The sequence below is a fragment of the Cohnella rhizoplanae genome (assembly GCF_948329515.1).
Taxonomy (GTDB): Bacteria; Bacillota; Bacilli; order Paenibacillales; family Paenibacillaceae; genus Cohnella; species Cohnella rhizoplanae.
Genome location: NZ_CAOJCN010000003.1, coordinates 325,007 through 341,142 on the forward strand (window position 1 = coordinate 325,007; position 16,136 = coordinate 341,142).

Genomic DNA, 16,136 nt, shown 5'->3' on the forward strand with positions numbered 1-16,136 from the left:
AGCCTGCGAAATCCACGATTTCGCAGGTTTTTTAGGTTCCATTGGTCATAGAACTCCGGTATGATAGAATCTATGAGAGCACGGGGACAGGAGGGGCAAGTCTTGTACAGCCAAGCAATTCGCAAGAAAAAAATATCGATCCGCACGAAAATATTGTCCGGCAATATCATCGTGATGATCTGTCTTGGCATCGCGATCGGCGCGCTGTCCATGCGAATCGCTTCGTTGCAGGAAGAGATTGAATTTATAAGCGCCCATGACATCCAAGTGCACGAGACGGTGAACCAGATTCAAAAGGATCTGTTGGACATGGAAACGGGCATGCGGGGCTTCATCATCAGCGGAGACGAGTCGTACCTCGATCCGTACAATACGGGCAGGGCGCGATGGGAGGCCGACCTTAACAAGCTAAAGTCGCTTATCATCGACAACCAGGCCCAGCTGCGCAACGCGGACAGCATCAAGGAGGGATTGACGGACTGGATTACCAATGCCAGCGAGAACGCGATCTCCTACAAGCGCAGCGGGGATGCCGCCAGCCTGAACAAGTTCTTCGCCGAGAAGAAGGGCAAAGACCGGACGGACGCGCTGCGGCAGCAGCTTCAGAGCTTCAAGGAAACCGAGTTCGGTTTGACGGAGGCCCGGGCGGAGTCGCTTAAGGAACGCAACGAATCGCTGATCGGCCTTTTATATCTTCTATGGATCATCGTGGCGGCGATTTCGATATCCACGACATGGCTCATATCGAATACCGTCATCCGCACGATCAGGACGGTCGGCTCGACCATCCGGCAGATCGCCGTCGAAGGCGAGAGCCTTCACCGCAGAATCGAGGTCAACACGCGTGACGAGATGATGGAGCTGGGAGACTCGACCAATATGCTGCTCGAGACGATCGAGCGCCAGAATATCCGCAAGGATCAGGTGGCCCAGATCGCGACGCTGCTGCAGGAGCAAAGCGACATCGACGCGGTCGGGAAGCAGTTCCTGAACCAGCTGGTTCAGGTATTCAACATTCCTTACGGCGTCCTCTACGTTCGCGGGCAATCGAATCATCTCGTCAAGGCGGCTTCCTATGCCGAGTCGACCGAGAACTTCGGCCGCAAGGAGTTCCAGATCGGCGAAGGCCTGGTCGGACAGTGCGCGGCGGAGAACCGCACGTTGATCATCGGCGACGTGCCCGGCGGGTACGTGTCGATCCAGTCTGGGATCGGCGAGGCATCGCCTGCCGTTCTCGCGCTGCTGCCGGTATGCTTCGAGCGGAACATCGTCGGCGTCATCGAGATCGCTTCGTTCTCTAAGCTGGACAGGAGCGACGTCGAACTGCTCGAGCAGCTCGCGGGCATGCTCGGCGTAACGATCCAGTCGGTCAAGAGCCGGATGGAGATGGAGCAGCTCTATACCGAGACCCAAGCCGCGAACGAAGAGCTGCAGGTACAATCCGAGGAGCTCAACGCCCAGTCGCTGGAGCTGCTCACCATGAACGACGAGCTCAAGCGCAGCTCCAACTTCAAGAGCGAGTTCCTCGCCAACATGTCGCACGAACTGCGCACGCCGCTCAACAGCATGCTGATCCTCTCGCAGATGCTCGCCGAGAACAGGCAAGGCCACTTAAGCGAAGATGACATCAGCTACGTCAATACGATTTACAGCGCGGGCAACGATCTGCTTAACCTGATCAACGACATACTCGATCTGTCCAAGGTCGAGGCGGGCAAGCTCGACATCGAGATGGGCAACATCATCCTGGCGGACCTGCAGTTGAACATCCAGAGCAACTTCCAGGAAGTGGCCGCCAAGAAGAACCTGGACTTCACCGTGCGGATCTCGCCGGAGACGCCGGCATGGCTGGAGACCGACGGATTCCGCCTCCAGCAGATTCTCAAGAACTTGTTGTCCAACGCCTTCAAGTTTACGGACTCGGGTAAGGTCGAGCTGAACGTAGGCGTCCGGTCGAACAATTCGTGGGGTCAGCAGGAAGTGGCGTTTACGGTCACCGATACGGGCAGGGGAATCGCCAGAGACAAGCTGGGGCTCATCTTCGAAGCCTTCACCCAAGCCGACAGCGGTACGGCCCGCAAGTTCGGCGGGACCGGTCTCGGGCTCACGATCTCCGCGTCCCTCGCGAACTTGCTCGGCGGTCGGATCGAAGTCCAGAGCGACGAGGGCAAGGGCAGCGAGTTTACGCTGTACTTGCCGGCGCAGCGCTCGATCGCCCTGATGGACGAAGCGATGGCCTCCAAGCAAGTGGCGACGTCGCATGCCTCGCTGTCCGCAGCCGATCCGGTATCGATCGCGGTATCGGAGATGCCGCTCAGCACGGCGGAACTGAAGGGACGCCACGTCCTGCTCGTCGACGACGACGCCCGGAACCTGTTCGCGCTGTCTCATGTGCTGGAGTCGCTGGACATGACGTTCACGATCGCGCACGACGGTCTTGAGTGTATGGACCGTCTGCGCGGGGGCGACACTTACGACTGTATTCTCATGGATATCATGATGCCGGATATGGACGGATTCCAGGCGATCCGCGAGATCCGCCATACGCTGCAGCTGAGCACGCCGATCATCGCGGTCACGGCCAAGGCGATGAAGGAAGACCGGGACAAGTGTCTCGAAGCCGGCGCGAACGCGTACATCAGCAAGCCCGTCCAGGTACAGCAGCTGGTGTCCATCATGGTGGCGCAGATCAAAGTCGAAGCATAAAACGCGTGGGGCCGGTTCGCCGGCCCCACTTTCATCGTTAGGAGGAGACTATGAGTCAACTAAATCTCGGGATCGCTTTTGCGGGGGGACTCGCTTCCTTTATCTCGCCTTGCTGCCTTCCTCTATATCCCTCATACCTCTCGTACATAACCGGTATATCCGTAAGTCGCCTCAAGACGGAGTCCGGCAAGGAGATTCGCTCGAAAACGATGGCCCATACGTTTTTCTTTATTTTGGGCTTTTCGGCGGTGTTTTTTACGCTTAGCTACACGGCCAACACGTTCGCTTATACGTTCCGCGAATACCAAGACTTGATTCGCCAGATATCCGCCATCTTAATCGTGCTGATGGGCCTCTTTCTGCTGGGCGTATTCCAGCCGCAGCTGCTCCTCAAAGAGCGCAAAATGAACGTGGGCTGGCGTCCTGCGGGCTATGTCGGTTCCTTTATTTTCGGAATCGGCTTCTCTGCAGGATGGTCGCCTTGCGTCGGTCCGATCCTAACCGCGATTCTGGCGCTGGCTGCGAGCGAACCGGGCACTTGGGCCGGGATGACGGCCGCTTATTCGCTCGGCTTCGGCGTACCGTTTTTCGTGCTCGCGTTTTTCATCGGATCGGCCCGTTGGATTCTGAAGTATTCGGATAAGCTGATGAAAATCGGCGGCGCCCTGATGATCTTGATGGGCATCCTGCTCTTCACGGACCGTATGACCGCCATTACGATTTGGCTCAACCGCATTACGCCTGACTGGCTTCTTTTCTAAGCGCAGGCTTACGTAAAGTATTCGATTTTCGCGCCGGGAAAAGCCTCGAAGATTCGTTCGGTAATAAATACGCGCAACGCGTCGGCCTGCTCGTCGGGGTATACGTATTTGTTCTGACCCCACCGGCCCCACTTCTTTTTTCGTTTCGCCTCGTCCATCTCAAGCTTCGTCTTCGGATACCGCTTTTCGATGATCGTCTTGGCTGTCCTGGTGAAGCGATGCTGGATCAGCTCGAAGGTCAAGTCGCGCTCCGCCTCCGGCGGCAGCTCGGCTGCCAGGCGCTTCAGCAGCTCGGCGTAGCCCGCTTCCCAGCCGTCGAACCAGATAATCGGCGCGATGATGAATCCGAGCGGATAACCTGCTCTCGCGATCTTGCCTGCCGCCTCGATCCGCTCTGCGAAGCACGAGGTGGCGGGCTCGAAGCTGCGGATCACATAGTCCGCGTTCACGCTGAAGCGCACCCGCGTATGGCCGCCGTGTTCGATGCCGAGCAGCGGGTCTACGTGGTGGAACTTCGTGACGAATCGCAGCCTGCCGAGCGGCTGCTTGGCCATGAAGGCGATCGATTCGGCGAGCGAGCCGGTAATGTGCTCGAGACCTAGCGGATCCGACGTACAGGCGGCTTCGAACCGGGTGATCTCCGGGGCGCGCGCCTCGATATAGCCTTTGGCCGCGGCGAGGATCTCGTCCGTATTGACGTATACGCGTATATAAGGCTTGGCGCCTAGCGTCGTCTGGAGATAACAGTAATGACAGTGGCCCATGCATCCCGTCGCCAGCGGGATCGCATACTCCGCTGACGGTTTGGACGTATCGAACTTCAGCGTCTTCCGCAATCCGACGACCAGCGTGCGCTTGGCGATTTTGTATTGCTCGGTCTCGGTTTCCCCCGGCAGATTGGTGATTCGGTTATGCGATGTCGTCATTCTGTGGGGGATGCCCTCGCGCAGCGCCCAATCGCGGATACGGACCCCCATCGGATAGTTCAGCGATTCGGGCTCGAAGTAGACGAGCTCGGGAACGAACGGCTTGGTGCTTACGATTTTGCGAGGTACTTCGGTTACGTCCGCGCTCATGGATTCGCCGCCCCCTTGATTCTTTATTATGCTGCTTCCGGGCGCGGGAGACACCGGTCAATATCTGGATATCGGGCCGGGTCGCCCGGGGCGGCTTGCCCTTGTCCTGCGCGCGTTGTATGATACAAGGAACGAATTAACCGTCGGGAAAGGGGACAGTTCGGTGCCGACGCCAAGCATGGAAGATTATCTCGAACGCATCTACAGGCTCATCGACGAGAAGGGTTACGCCCGCGTATCCGATATCGCCGAAGGGCTGGAAGTGCACCCCTCGTCCGTGACCAAGATGATTCAGAAGCTGGACAAGGATCAATACCTGATTTACGAGAAATACCGGGGACTCATCCTCACGAGCAAAGGAAAAAAGATCGGAAAGCGGCTCGTCGACCGACACCATCTGCTCGAATCGTTCCTGAGCGTGATCGGCGTGCAGCATGAGAATATTTACCGCGACGTGGAAGGAATCGAGCACCATCTGAGCTGGGACTCCATCACTTGCATCGAGACGCTGGTCGAATATTTCAATCGCGACGATGCGCGCCGCGAAGAACTGCTGCGCATTCGAGCTGAATTGGATACGGAATGAGCGAAGGGGACGCATGCGCGTCCCTTTTTGTTTTACGATCTACTTCCGCAGGGCCTAACCGCCGGACCTCTCCGGTCTGCGATTCTTGGGCGCCGCATATGCTTGCTGTAACTGGCATCCAGCGGACGGAGGCGTGCGTATGACGCAGCTGAAAATGATCAACGCGGTATTCGAGGGAGGCGGGGTGAAAGGAATCTCGCTGGCGGGGGCGGTCCGTGCGGCCGAGTTGAACGGCTATGGATTCCACCAGGTCGCGGGGACGTCGGCGGGCAGCATCGTGGCGGCATTGCTTGCGGCGGGCTACAGCGCCTCCGAGATGAAGCTGATCATCGACGGCACGCCTTTTTCCGATTTTTTGAAACGCGCGCCTGTCTTTAACGTCAAGCTGATCGGACCTGCCGCGAGACTGTTGATCTTCAAAGGTTTATACAGCGGCGACGCGCTGGAGGCATGGATTCAGAAGCTGCTCGCGGCGAGGGGAATTCATACGTTCCGGGACTTGCCGCCGGGAAGGCTGCGGATCATCGCATCGGACATTACGAACGGCAGGCTGCTCGTATTGCCGGACGATATCGCCGATTACGGGATGGATCCGCGCGATCTGAACGTCGCCCAGGCGATCCGCATGAGCGTGAGCATTCCTTACTTCTTCGATCCGGTCATCATACGGAGCGCCGCGGCCGTTCGGCCGATCAAGCGGGAGAAACGTCCTGTGAGGCGCCGCTTGGCCATGACCGGTTCGTACATCGTGGACGGCGGACTGCTGAGCAACTTTCCGTTGTGGCTTTTCGAGGAAAATGATCCGCAGAAGCCGGCGCTGCCTGTCGTGGGATTCCAGATGGTCGGCAGGCCCAAGCCCAAAGGACACCGGATTAGCGGGCCGTTCACGATGTTCTATGCCATGTTCGAAACGATGCTGAGCGCGCACGACGAACGTTATATTGAAAAAAACAATCGCGTGCGTACGATAAAAATACCGACGCTGGGCGTGCGGACGACGGATTTCCACTTGACTTCGGAGCAGAGCGAGGGCTTATATCAGTCAGGAATGCTTGCAGGCGGCGAATTTTTCGATCTGTTTGATTATCGTATCGGGATGTGTCCGCCCGAAACTGCAGGCGTTCAGTCTAAACCTTTTCATCGCGAGCCAGGCCCGCCGAAGATTCGCTACGGGTATGCGAAACCGCCGGAAGCGCCACATAAAAAGGATTGAGGCGTTGGCCTCAATCCTTTTTATTGCGTCCCGCGGCTTGTCAGTGGTACGTAGGCGGCTCGTCGTCCCGGTTTTTGCTGCCTTCGATGACGCGGAAAGGCGAAGGGCCGCGGCGCGGCTTTGCCGAGGTATCCTTGGCTTGCTGGCGTTTTTTGCTCTGCGCAGCCGCCTGTTGGTAACCCGAGCGGGGAGAGCCGCCGCGGCTCCATCGGGTCGGCGGGAACTTATATAAGATCCAGACGATCGCGATGATGACGACGGGCACGATGAGCGCCTGGCCGCCGTTCAAGATAGAGGAAACGACGCCGATGGCGATGAGCGCCAGGAACACGGCAAACCAAGTTGGCATACGGTTGCGTTTGCGCATTTGCGTTCCTCCCGGTGAATGGTAGTTTAAACGGGCCGAATCTCGCGGTCGAGCTCCCGCATGCGATTGAACGAGGCGATGGATACGGCCACCTGGTCGTCGTTCGGTTCCTTCGTGGTCAGCAGCTGGAGCCACAGCCCCGGATAGCCGAGAATGCGGAGCCCCGGAATGTCGCGGGCCGCGTTGGTCCAACGCAGCACCTCGTAGGAGATTCCGATCACGACGGGCAGCAGGGCGATACGGATCCATACCCGCTCCCAGATCGTATCCCAGTGAAAAATCGGGAACGAATAAAGGACGACCCCGACGATGACCGTAAACACGAGGAAGCTGCTCCCGCAGCGGTAATGCAGGCGCGTGAAGCGCTGCACGTTTTCGACCGTCAGCTCGACGCCTGCCTCGTAGGCGCTGATCACCTTATGCTCCGCGCCGTGATACTGGAACAGACGCTTGATCAGAGGCGTCTTGGAGATAAACCAAAGATAAAAGAGCAACAGCGCGATCTTGATGACGCCTTCCAAAATGTTATGCAAAATCATGCTGCTAAATACGCCGTCGAACAGAAAGCCTTCGAGCAGGGCCGGAACGGTCGTAAACACCAGCTTGCCGAAGACAAAGGACAGCACGCCAACGACGGCTACGCCGAGCACCATGGAAAGGCTCCATTTTTCTTTCTCCTTGGGCTTCGCCGCTTCGTCTGCGGGCGTCTCGTCCTCCGCGTAGGCCTCCGCCGAAAAGTTCAGATGCTGCGAGCCTTTGGCCGAGGACTCGATGATGCCGACGATGCCCCGGATAAAAGGAATCCGCTTCAGCACGGCGAGCGCGCGGCTCTGCTGCTGCTTGCGGGGGACCTCGAAAAAAGCGATCTCTTGGTTCTTGCGCCGCACCGCGGTCACGTGGACGTTCCGTCCGGCGAACATGACGCCTTCGATCACGGCTTGTCCCCCGTATATGGAGTTCGGTTGTTCTGCCAAACCATTTCACCATCTCTCGCTGAATCTCTTGAAGCTTAGGGCTCCGAGTATCTTCTTATTTTACAGGATAAGGACCTGTATTGCCACAGGGAAGGGAGACGACGCGACTAGCGTCCGGGCCGGTTGTCCATACTAGGCCCAAACGGGCGGAGAGCGATGGAAAGGACGATTGAGCGATGGACGAGGATACGAAAAAGGCGAGCGGCCAAGATACAGGTAAAACGAAGCACCCGGCTCTATTTAGCCTAATCAACGGATTTTTCGCGGGAGCGATCTGGGGTTTGATTCGCTGGCTCTCGATCGCGATGAACTTCACGAAAGTACCGCAGGCGTTTTTGGCCGATCCGTTCGTGAAACGCGGGCGCCTCGATACGATCATGTGGCATAGCGTCGGACTTGCGCTGTTTATCGCGATGTCGATCGTGGCCGCCTATGTATACTGGCTGATTCTCGGCAGGCTAAAAGGGCCTTGGCCGGGACTGTTTTTCGGATTGGCCTGGTGGCTGTCGCTCTTCCTATGGATCGGGCCCGTCACGGGCGCCGTCGCCCCGTACCGGGAGGTCGGGCTCGGCAGCATGTGCACGGAGTGCGCGCTGTTCGTGCTCTGGGGGCTGTTCATCGGCTATACGTACGCGTTCGAGTATCATAACGAAGCGGCGCGCGAGCCGAAAAAAGCGGATGCGGGGAACGAGAGCGGCCCGAGCGACCCCCAGCCGGCTTAAACGCAGGTGGTCCGGCGCTTATAGCCTGGTTTATGCCGGTTATGATACAATGACTGGTGAATTTATAGCCTGAAAAACCAGGAAGGAGTGCCGGACTTGCCCAGCATTCTCGTTTTGAACGGACCGAATTTGAACATGCTCGGCGTCAGGGAGCCGGGCGTATACGGCACCGCCTCGCTCGCCGACATCGAGCGTAACCTTCGGGAGGCCGGCGCGCGCGCAGGGGCGTCTCTTTCCTTTTACCAATCGAACCACGAAGGCGGTCTGCTCGACCAGATCCATGCCGCCTACGGCGTTCACGACGGCATCGTGATCAATCCCGGCGCATATACGCATACGAGCATCGCGCTGAGGGACGGGATCGCCGCGGTAGGCCTCCCGGTCGTCGAAGTCCATCTGTCCAACATTCATAAGAGAGAGTCGTTCCGTCATACGTCCATGCTGGCGCCCGTATGCGTAGGGCAGATCGCGGGCTTCGGCGCATACGGCTACGAACTCGGGCTGCTGGCGCTCCTGCGTCACTTGCAGGCGGAACGCGCATAGGGAACAAGAGAGGAGCGGCGTGAGATGAGCGAGTCAAGAATCGCGAAGCTGAGGGAAGAATTGGCCGGGCTAGGCGGCGATGCCATGTTGGTGACGAGCGATCTGAACCGGCGTTACCTGACCGGGTTCACCGGTACGGCGGGGGTTCTGCTGGTGACGGCTGCGGGCGCCGTACTACTGACCGATTTCCGTTATACCGAGCAAGCGACGGCCCAGGCCGGCGGCGTCGAGATCGCGGAGCACTCGCCGGCTGGGTATCATGCGATGGTGGCCGAGCGTCTGCGCGGCGAGGGCGTACGCCGTCTGCTGTTCGAGGACGGCTCCGTGAGCTATGCCGCTTATACGGTGCTCAAGGAGCGGCTCGCTCCGGCAGAGCTCGTGCCGGCCGGCAGGGTGCTCGAGAGGCTCAGGGCCGTGAAGGAAGCGTCCGAGCTTGCTGTCATCCAGGAGGCCGCGGACATCGCGGACCGGACGTTTGCGCACATCTTGGATTTCATCAAACCGGGCGTTAAGGAATCCGACATCGCCCTCGAGATGGAGTTCTACATGAGGAAGCTCGGCGCCTCCGGCACGTCGTTCGACACGATCGTCGCCTCGGGCGAGCGCTCGGCGATGCCCCACGGCGTGGCGAGCGACCGCGCGATCGGCGCCGGCGAATTCGTTACGCTGGACTTTGGCGCCTATTACAAAGGATACTGCTCGGATCTGACCCGGACGGTCGTCGTCGGACCGGCGACCGATCGTCACAGGGAGATCTACGATATCGTGCTCGAGGCCCAGCTGCACGCGCTCGAACGCCTCAAGCCGGGAATGTCAGGACGCGAAGCCGACGCCTTGACGAGAGATATCATCACGCGGTATGGTTATGGAGATCAATACGGCCACAGCACCGGCCACGGTATCGGACTCGACATTCACGAGGAGCCGCGGCTGAGCTACTCGGCGCCGGATACGATTTTACTCCCGGGTCATGTCGTCACGGTCGAACCGGGCATTTACGTTCCGGGCTTCGGCGGCGTACGGATCGAAGACGACGTCGTTCTGACGGATGACGGGATTAAAATACTTACGCGTTCCCCGAAGGAACTCATCGTTCTGGGATAAGGGAGCCACGTTCCTACAGGAGGGAATTATAGCAGTGATTTCCGTAAACGATTTTAAGACAGGCCTTACCATTGAAGTGGACAACGATCTGTGCACCGTCATCGACTTCCAGCACGTCAAGCCGGGTAAAGGCGCCGCGTTCGTCCGCTCGAAGCTGAAGAACCTGCGCAACGGCAACGTCATCGAGAAGACGTTCCGCGCCGGCGAGAACGTGGTCCGCGCCCATATCGAGAACCGCGCCGTGCAGTATCTGTACAACTCCGGCAGCGAGTACACGTTCATGGACAACGAGACTTACGACCAGTTCAACCTGGACAAGAAGCAGCTCGAATGGGAGATCAACTTCCTGAAGGAAAACATGACGGTTAATATTACGAGCTATCAGGGCGAGATTCTCGGCATCAACCTGCCGAACAACGTCGATCTGAAGGTCATCGAGACCGAGCCGGGCATCAAGGGCAATACGGCGACGGGCGCGACGAAAAACGCGAAGCTCGAGACCGGTCACAACGTGCAGGTGCCGCTCTTTATTAACGAAGGCGACGTGCTGCTCATCAATACCACCGAAGGCAAGTATATCTCTCGCGCGTAATTTCGACGAAAATCCTCCGCGTTCCGCATGGAACGTTGGAGGATTTTTTTCGTTCCTGGGCCGCCGGCCTTATGCTATAATATATTGCTGTATGCAAGTTTGTGATGAGGAGTGGAACCGCGTTGTCCTTAATCGTGATGAAATTCGGCGGCAGCTCCGTCGGGACCACGGAGCGGATGGAGCGCGTGGCTCGGCGGATTATCGACAAAAAGCTGCAGGGCCATCGCGTCGTCGTCGTCGTGTCCGCCATGGGCGATACGACGGACGATCTAATCGACAAGTCTAAGGAATTGACCGACACCCCCCCGTCCAGGGAAATGGATATGCTGCTGACCACCGGCGAGCAGATCTCGGTCGCGTTGCTCGCGATGACCATTCATAAACTCGGCCATGAAGCCAAATCGTTCACGGGCTGGCAGGCCGGCATCGTGACCGAAGCGGTGCACGGCAAGGCGCGCATCTCGGAGATTACGCCGACTCGCCTGCTGACCGCGCTCGACGCAGGCGCGATCGCGGTCGTCGCCGGCTTCCAAGGCATGACGGAAGACGGAGAGATTACGACCCTCGGCCGCGGCGGCTCCGATACGACGGCCGTCGCGCTCGCCGCCGCGATCAAGGCGGACGTGTGCGAGATCTACACCGACGTAGACGGCATCTACTCGACCGATCCCCGCGTCGTCAAGAACGCGCGCAAGCTGGACGTCATCTCTTACGACGAGATGCTCGAGCTGGCGCATCTGGGCGCGGCGGTACTGCATCCCCGCGCGGTCGAATACGCGAAGCACTACAACGTTCATCTCGTGGTGCGTTCGAGCTTTACCCAAAATGAAGGAACGCTCGTGAGGGAGGAAGCGGCAATGGAACAAGGCGTCGTCGTCAGCGGCATCGCTTTTGATAAAAACGTGGCTCGCATCAGCATCGTAGGCGTCGCGGACATTCCCGGCGTGCTGGCGAGGATCTTCGGGGCGCTCGCCGACGAGTCGATCGATGTCGATATCATCGTGCAGAGCGGCATCTCGAACGGCAAGGCCGACTTCTCGTTCACGGTGTCGCTGGGCGACCGCGCCCGCGCGCTCGGCGTGATCGAGCGCGTACGCGGCGAAGTGCCGTACGACGAAGCGACCTACGAGGAAAATCTCGTAAAGGTATCGATCGTCGGTGCCGGTATGGTATCCAATCCGGGCGTAGCCGCCAAGATGTTCGACGTGATCTCGAGAGCCGGCGTCAGCATCAAGATGGTCAGCACGTCGGAGATCAAGTGCTCTTGCGTCATCGCGGCCGAGCCGCTGAACGACGTCGTGCGCGCGCTCCATACGGCCTACGGCCTGGACACGGCGGACGCCGCGTTCGTCGGCGGGCCGCAGGACCGTCGCTGATACGCATTTCGCTCGTTAGATATATAAGACGCCTTCCGCCCCGGGAAGCGGTTTTGGTAGAGTTAAAGGGGATGCACTAATAGCATCATGAGATTGGACCCGTCCGGACTCCGGACGGGTCTTTTTGTTTTCCCCGCAAATCTCTCATTTTTGCTCCGCGCAGGCAAGTTGTCCGCATCGGCCGCATAGCGTATACCACGGGCATGATTCGTACATTTGAAAGGAGGAATGAGCGACTTGGATAAATCGGTATTCAGCATGGCGCTGCTCCGTATGTTGTCGGGAAGCATCGAGCTCACCGCAGCGCTCGTCATGCTGAAAATGAACGACGTGACCAAAGCGCTGAGCATCAACGCGATGCTGGCGTTGGTCGGACCGTTGATCCTGATCTCTACGACGACCATCGGGCTCGTCGGTCTGTCGGACAAGCTGTCTCCCGTCAAGCTGCTATGGGTGGCGGCCGGCGTAGCCTGCCTGCTGATCGGCATTCTCAAAAAGTAAAGCCGGTCTCCGCCCGTCATTCTATTAACGAAAAAAGAGATTGGTCTGGCATAAAAGAGAGGCGTCCAAGCATAAGCATGGAAGAGCAAAGGACAACTTGCCGGAGAGGGGGAGACCGCTTGCCGCTGCCATTGCTCGAACTGTTCCCTGCCGGTCTCCGGGGCAGGCTCGAGAAGCTGCCGGAGACGCTGCTGACGTCGCTCGAGGAGATTCGCGTGAGAGAAGGAAGACCGCTTGAGATCGGATACGGGGGAGGCGCAACGTTCGTAGCGCCGGACGGACGGACCGCCGCGGACAGCGCGGACGCCTACCGCCCCACGAGAGAAGATTGCAGGGCGCTGCTGGAGCGCGTGACGAATCATTCGCTGTACGCGGTGGAGGAAGAGCTCAGGCGCGGCTACGTGACCGTCGCAGGGGGACATCGGATCGGACTGGCGGGCAGAACCGTGCTGGAGGGCGGGCATGTGCGCCACCTGCGGGATGTGGCCAGCTTCAATATTCGGATCGCCAGGGCGAGGACGGGCTGCGCCGCCGGACTGCTGCCGGAGCTGCTCGATCCCGCGGCCCGGACCGTCAAGCATACGCTGATCGTATCCGCGCCGCAGCAGGGCAAGACCACGTTGCTGAGAGATCTCGCGCGATCGATCAGCGCGGGACAATGGTACCATCCCCAGGCGCAGCGCTGGGGCGGCCGGAAGGTCGGCGTCGTGGACGAGCGCTCGGAGATCGCGGCTTGCGACCGGGGCGTCCCCGCTTTCGATCTCGGCCCGCGCACCGACGTGCTCGACGCCTGTCCGAAGGCCGAAGGGCTCATGATGCTCGTGCGGTCGATGTCGCCCGAGGTCGTCGTGGCCGACGAGATCGGCCGGCCCGAGGACGCCTACGCGCTCAAAGAAGCGCTTCATGCGGGCGTTCGCGTCGTCGCCACCGCGCACGCGCTCGACCTGCGCGACGTCTTCGCCCGGCCCGTACTGGCCGAGCTGGCCGCGGAGGGCATGTTCGGCGCTTACGTACTATTGTCCAGATCGGGCGGCGTCGTGAGACACCGGGTCGTCGGCGCGGAGGAAGCGGAGGCCGAAGCGCGCAAGTCCGCCGGTTGCCGGTCCGTGCCGGTCATCCGCTCGCCGAACGGGGAGGGCGTGCGCCATGCTTAAGCTCGCGGGCGCCGCGCTCATCCTGTTCGCGGGTACCATGATCGGATTCATGCAGGCCGCCAAGTTCGCGCAGAGGCCTCGGCAGATCAGGCAGCTGCTGCACGCGCTTCAGCGGCTGGAGACGGAGATCGGCTACGGTCAGACGCCGCTGGTCGAGGCGCTCTCCCGTATCGCGGCAGCGCTCGCGGCGCCGGTGTCCGCGCTGTTCGCCGAAGCGTCCGCGCAGCTCGCGTCGGGCTCGGGAGAGACGGTGGCGGCATGCTGGGAGCGCGCCATCAAGGCAGGGTGGCCCGCCACCTCGATGCGCCCGCCGGAGCGCGATACGATGCTGAGGCTCGGAGAGACGCTCGGCGCGAGCGGGGCCGAAGACCAGCTGAAGCATCTGAAGCTGGCGATGCACCAGCTGCAGGCGGAGGAGCAGGCGGCGCGGGAGGATCAGCAGCGTTACGAGAAGCTGTGCAGAAGTTTGGGGGTGCTCACGGCCGCCCTGGTCGTCATTCTCATGATGTAGTAGGGGGCCGTATCCATGAATATCGACGTGAGCACGATTTTCCAGATAGCGGGCATCGGAATCATCGTCGCGATGATTCACACCGTGCTCAAGCAGATGAACAAGGAAGATATGGCGCACTGGGTAACGGTGATCGGGTTCGTAGTGGTGCTGTTCATGGTCGTCCGACTGCTGAACGATCTGTTCCAGGAGATCAAGACGATCTTCCTGTTCCAATAGGCGGCCGCCATGGATATCCTGCAGATTGTCGGTATCGGATTGTTGACCGCCGTCCTGATTCTTGTCATCCGCGAGCAGAAGCCGATGTTCGCGTTTCTGCTGGCGACGTTTTTCGGCATCGCGATATTCCTGGCGCTGATCGGCAAGATCGGGGGCGTCGTCACGATGATCGAGGAGCTGGCCGACCGCTCCGGGATCCAGTCGGTGTACCTGAAGACGATGCTGAAGATCATCGGCATCGCGTATATTGCCGAATTCGGCGCCCAGATCGTGCGGGATGCGGGACTCGACAGCATCGCCTCGAAGATTGAATTCGCGGGAAAAATGCTGATTCTCGTCATGGCGGTACCGATCATCAGCATTATCATCGAGACGGTGCTCGGATTGCTGCCGGCGGGGGGAGGCGCTTGAACATGGGAGGTCCGGGATTGCTCGACCGGCGGACAGGCTGGATTCCCTTCACGCTGCTGATGTGCGCGATGCTGCTGTCGTTCTGGCCGCGCCCGGCGTGGGCAGCGGGAGATGAGCGTCAGCTAGCCTCCGCGCCGGGGACGGAAGCCGTCATCGCGCCGGACAAGGACGGCACCTACGGCACGGACCCCGGCGCGCTGTCCGGCGAATTGGCGGAATCGCAGACGGAGGATCTCAGCTTGAGTCAGATCGAGCAGTTCTGGAACAAGCTGAAGGACGATTACGGCGGTTTCTTTCCCGAAGGCGAGGCGCCTTCCCTGCGCCAACTCATGTTTCCGGCGGACGGCGAAGGCTGGAGCGTGAAGGATGTCCTGCTCGGTCTGGCCCGGTTTTTCCTCCACGAGGTACTCTACAGCGGCAAGTTGATCGTCACCATCGTCATGCTTGCCATTTTTACGATGCTGCTGGAGACGATGCAGAGCGCCTTCGAGCGCCAGGCCGTCAGTCAGGTAGCGTATGCCGTCGCTTACATGGTGCTGCTCATCATCGCCGTCAACAGCTTCCGCACGGGAGCCGGCTACGCGGCCGACGCGATCGCGGGCATGGTGCAGTTCATGCTGGCGATGGTGCCGCTCCTGCTGACGCTGCTGGCGAGCACGGGGGGCCTAACGACGGTTGCCGTGCTTCATCCGGTTATCGTGTTCATGGTTCATTCCATCGGCACGATCATCCACGTCGTCGTGTTCCCGCTCCTGTTTTTCTCCGCGGTGCTTCACTTGGCCAGCACGATGTCCGAGCGGTTCAAGGTGACGCAGCTGGCCAACCTGCTCCGCACGGCGGCCGTCGGATTGCTCGGCGCGATGCTCACGTTGTTCCTGGGCGTGCTGTCGATCCAGGGCGCCACGGGGGCCGTGGCGGACGGCGTCGCCTTGCGGACGGCCAAGTTCGTCACCGGCAACTTCGTGCCCGTCGTCGGCCGGTTGTTCTCGGATGCAGCGGACACGGTGCTGTCGGCGAGCCTGCTGGTCAAGAACGCGGTCGGTCTCGCGGGCGTCGTCATCCTGATCTTCCTCTGCGCCTTCCCGGCGGTCAAGATTCTGACGCTCGCCTTGATCTACAGGGTGTCCGCGGCCGTGCTCCAACCGCTCGGCGACACGCCGATCGTACAATGCCTGCAAGTCATCGGGACGACGCTCATCTACGTATTCGCAGCGCTGGCGTCCGTGGGCTTGATGTTTTTCCTCGCCGTGACGATCGTGATTACGGCAGGCAACGCATCCATATTGATGAGATGAGCCGGCGACGGCTCCGTCCGGGGAG

At 59.9% G+C, this 16,136-nt stretch carries 18 protein-coding genes; 15 read left to right on the top strand and 3 right to left on the bottom strand.

Features of this window, described 5'->3' with window-relative positions:
• Window positions 1–102: 102 nt before the first annotated feature.
• Together PQG80_RS08165 and PQG80_RS08170 are read left to right on the top strand one after the other, a co-directional pair.
• Entirely contained in the window at window positions 103–2,706 is a 2,604-nt protein-coding gene (locus PQG80_RS08165; protein WP_271750771.1) for a CHASE3 domain-containing protein, read from the top strand.
• 50 nt (window positions 2,707–2,756) lie between these two features.
• Window positions 2,757–3,467, top strand: coding sequence for a cytochrome c biogenesis CcdA family protein (locus PQG80_RS08170; protein ID WP_271750772.1), 711 nt, complete (start codon window positions 2,757–2,759; stop codon window positions 3,465–3,467).
• Between the two features lie 8 nt (window positions 3,468–3,475).
• On the opposite strand, the gene splB is transcribed toward PQG80_RS08170, so the two are convergent.
• Window positions 3,476–4,543 carry a spore photoproduct lyase gene (gene splB, locus PQG80_RS08175; RefSeq protein WP_271750773.1) on the bottom strand — a complete coding sequence of 356 codons (1,068 nt, stop codon included), beginning with the start codon at window positions 4,541–4,543 and terminating at the stop codon, window positions 3,476–3,478.
• Between the two features lie 163 nt (window positions 4,544–4,706).
• Between splB and mntR the strand changes: the two genes are divergently transcribed.
• Both mntR and PQG80_RS08185 read left to right on the top strand, forming a co-directional pair.
• Complete coding sequence (gene mntR, locus PQG80_RS08180) at window positions 4,707–5,129, top strand: transcriptional regulator MntR (protein WP_271750774.1); 423 nt, start codon at window positions 4,707–4,709, stop codon at window positions 5,127–5,129.
• A gap of 139 nt (window positions 5,130–5,268) precedes the next feature.
• Window positions 5,269–6,342, top strand: a complete 1,074-nt coding sequence (locus PQG80_RS08185; RefSeq protein WP_271750775.1) for a patatin-like phospholipase family protein — start codon at window positions 5,269–5,271, stop codon at window positions 6,340–6,342.
• Window positions 6,343–6,382: 40 nt separating this feature from the next.
• On the opposite strand, the gene PQG80_RS08190 is transcribed toward PQG80_RS08185, so the two are convergent.
• Both PQG80_RS08190 and PQG80_RS08195 read right to left on the bottom strand, forming a co-directional pair.
• A complete protein-coding gene (locus PQG80_RS08190) occupies window positions 6,383–6,709 on the bottom strand; it encodes a hypothetical protein (protein ID WP_271750776.1) in 327 nt (108 codons plus the stop codon).
• Window positions 6,710–6,735: 26 nt separating this feature from the next.
• Window positions 6,736–7,629, bottom strand: coding sequence for a DUF1385 domain-containing protein (locus PQG80_RS08195; RefSeq protein WP_432432736.1), 894 nt, complete (start codon window positions 7,627–7,629; stop codon window positions 6,736–6,738).
• Window positions 7,630–7,859: 230 nt separating this feature from the next.
• On the opposite strand from PQG80_RS08195, the gene PQG80_RS08200 reads away from it, so the two are divergent.
• The 11 genes from PQG80_RS08200 to spoIIIAE all read left to right on the top strand — a co-directional run bounded on the left by PQG80_RS08200 (window position 7,860) and on the right by spoIIIAE (window position 16,111).
• Window positions 7,860–8,405 carry a YqhR family membrane protein gene (locus PQG80_RS08200; protein ID WP_271750778.1) on the top strand — a complete coding sequence of 182 codons (546 nt, stop codon included), beginning with the start codon at window positions 7,860–7,862 and terminating at the stop codon, window positions 8,403–8,405.
• Window positions 8,406–8,501: 96 nt separating this feature from the next.
• Window positions 8,502–8,948, top strand: a complete 447-nt coding sequence (gene aroQ, locus PQG80_RS08205; RefSeq protein WP_271750779.1) for a type II 3-dehydroquinate dehydratase — start codon at window positions 8,502–8,504, stop codon at window positions 8,946–8,948.
• A 24-nt stretch (window positions 8,949–8,972) separates the two neighbouring features.
• Window positions 8,973–10,052: a M24 family metallopeptidase gene (locus tag PQG80_RS08210; protein WP_271750780.1), complete on the top strand. Its 1,080-nt coding sequence runs from the start codon at window positions 8,973–8,975 to the stop codon at window positions 10,050–10,052.
• 34 nt (window positions 10,053–10,086) lie between these two features.
• Window positions 10,087–10,644, top strand: a complete 558-nt coding sequence (gene efp / locus PQG80_RS08215; protein ID WP_271750781.1) for an elongation factor P — start codon at window positions 10,087–10,089, stop codon at window positions 10,642–10,644.
• A gap of 122 nt (window positions 10,645–10,766) precedes the next feature.
• Window positions 10,767–12,020 carry an aspartate kinase gene (locus PQG80_RS08220; protein ID WP_271750782.1) on the top strand — a complete coding sequence of 418 codons (1,254 nt, stop codon included), beginning with the start codon at window positions 10,767–10,769 and terminating at the stop codon, window positions 12,018–12,020.
• Window positions 12,021–12,248: 228 nt separating this feature from the next.
• On the top strand, window positions 12,249–12,521 hold the full coding sequence (locus tag PQG80_RS08225) for a YqhV family protein (protein WP_271750783.1): 273 nt from the start codon (window positions 12,249–12,251) through the stop codon (window positions 12,519–12,521).
• A gap of 119 nt (window positions 12,522–12,640) precedes the next feature.
• Window positions 12,641–13,675 (top strand): stage III sporulation protein AA, encoded by a 1,035-nt coding sequence (gene spoIIIAA / locus PQG80_RS08230; RefSeq protein ID WP_271750784.1) that lies wholly within the window; start codon window positions 12,641–12,643, stop codon window positions 13,673–13,675.
• Window positions 13,668–14,186: a stage III sporulation protein SpoIIIAB gene (gene spoIIIAB / locus PQG80_RS08235; RefSeq protein ID WP_271750785.1), complete on the top strand. Its 519-nt coding sequence runs from the start codon at window positions 13,668–13,670 to the stop codon at window positions 14,184–14,186. The genes spoIIIAA and spoIIIAB overlap by 8 nt, the downstream gene beginning before the upstream one ends.
• A 15-nt stretch (window positions 14,187–14,201) precedes the next feature.
• Window positions 14,202–14,405, top strand: coding sequence for a stage III sporulation protein AC (gene spoIIIAC, locus PQG80_RS08240; protein WP_090113099.1), 204 nt, complete (start codon window positions 14,202–14,204; stop codon window positions 14,403–14,405).
• A 9-nt stretch (window positions 14,406–14,414) separates the two neighbouring features.
• On the top strand, window positions 14,415–14,816 hold the full coding sequence (gene spoIIIAD / locus PQG80_RS08245; protein WP_271750786.1) for a stage III sporulation protein AD: 402 nt from the start codon (window positions 14,415–14,417) through the stop codon (window positions 14,814–14,816).
• Between the two features lie 2 nt (window positions 14,817–14,818).
• Entirely contained in the window at window positions 14,819–16,111 is a 1,293-nt protein-coding gene (gene spoIIIAE, locus PQG80_RS08250; RefSeq protein WP_271750787.1) for a stage III sporulation protein AE, read from the top strand.
• The last annotated feature ends 25 nt before the right edge of the window (window positions 16,112–16,136 follow it).

What these genes read in the sequence shown, in the direction of transcription:
- PQG80_RS08190 (WP_271750776.1), bottom strand. Translation starts at nt 6,709, where the DNA reads ATGCGCAAACGCAACCGTATGCCAACTTGGTTTGCCGTGTTCCTGGCG.
- PQG80_RS08185 (WP_271750775.1), top strand. Translation starts at nt 5,269, where the DNA reads ATGACGCAGCTGAAAATGATCAACGCGGTATTCGAGGGAGGCGGGGTG.
- PQG80_RS08210 (WP_271750780.1), top strand. Translation starts at nt 8,973, where the DNA reads ATGAGCGAGTCAAGAATCGCGAAGCTGAGGGAAGAATTGGCCGGGCTA.
- PQG80_RS08225 (WP_271750783.1), top strand. Translation starts at nt 12,249, where the DNA reads ATGAGCGACTTGGATAAATCGGTATTCAGCATGGCGCTGCTCCGTATG.
- spoIIIAB (WP_271750785.1), top strand. Translation starts at nt 13,668, where the DNA reads ATGCTTAAGCTCGCGGGCGCCGCGCTCATCCTGTTCGCGGGTACCATG.
- spoIIIAE (WP_271750787.1), top strand. Translation starts at nt 14,819, where the DNA reads ATGGGAGGTCCGGGATTGCTCGACCGGCGGACAGGCTGGATTCCCTTC.
- PQG80_RS08200 (WP_271750778.1), top strand. Translation starts at nt 7,860, where the DNA reads ATGGACGAGGATACGAAAAAGGCGAGCGGCCAAGATACAGGTAAAACG.
- PQG80_RS08195 (WP_432432736.1), bottom strand. Translation starts at nt 7,629, where the DNA reads ATGTTCGCCGGACGGAACGTCCACGTGACCGCGGTGCGGCGCAAGAAC.
- spoIIIAD (WP_271750786.1), top strand. Translation starts at nt 14,415, where the DNA reads ATGGATATCCTGCAGATTGTCGGTATCGGATTGTTGACCGCCGTCCTG.
- PQG80_RS08170 (WP_271750772.1), top strand. Translation starts at nt 2,757, where the DNA reads ATGAGTCAACTAAATCTCGGGATCGCTTTTGCGGGGGGACTCGCTTCC.
- spoIIIAC (WP_090113099.1), top strand. Translation starts at nt 14,202, where the DNA reads ATGAATATCGACGTGAGCACGATTTTCCAGATAGCGGGCATCGGAATC.
- splB (WP_271750773.1), bottom strand. Translation starts at nt 4,543, where the DNA reads ATGAGCGCGGACGTAACCGAAGTACCTCGCAAAATCGTAAGCACCAAG.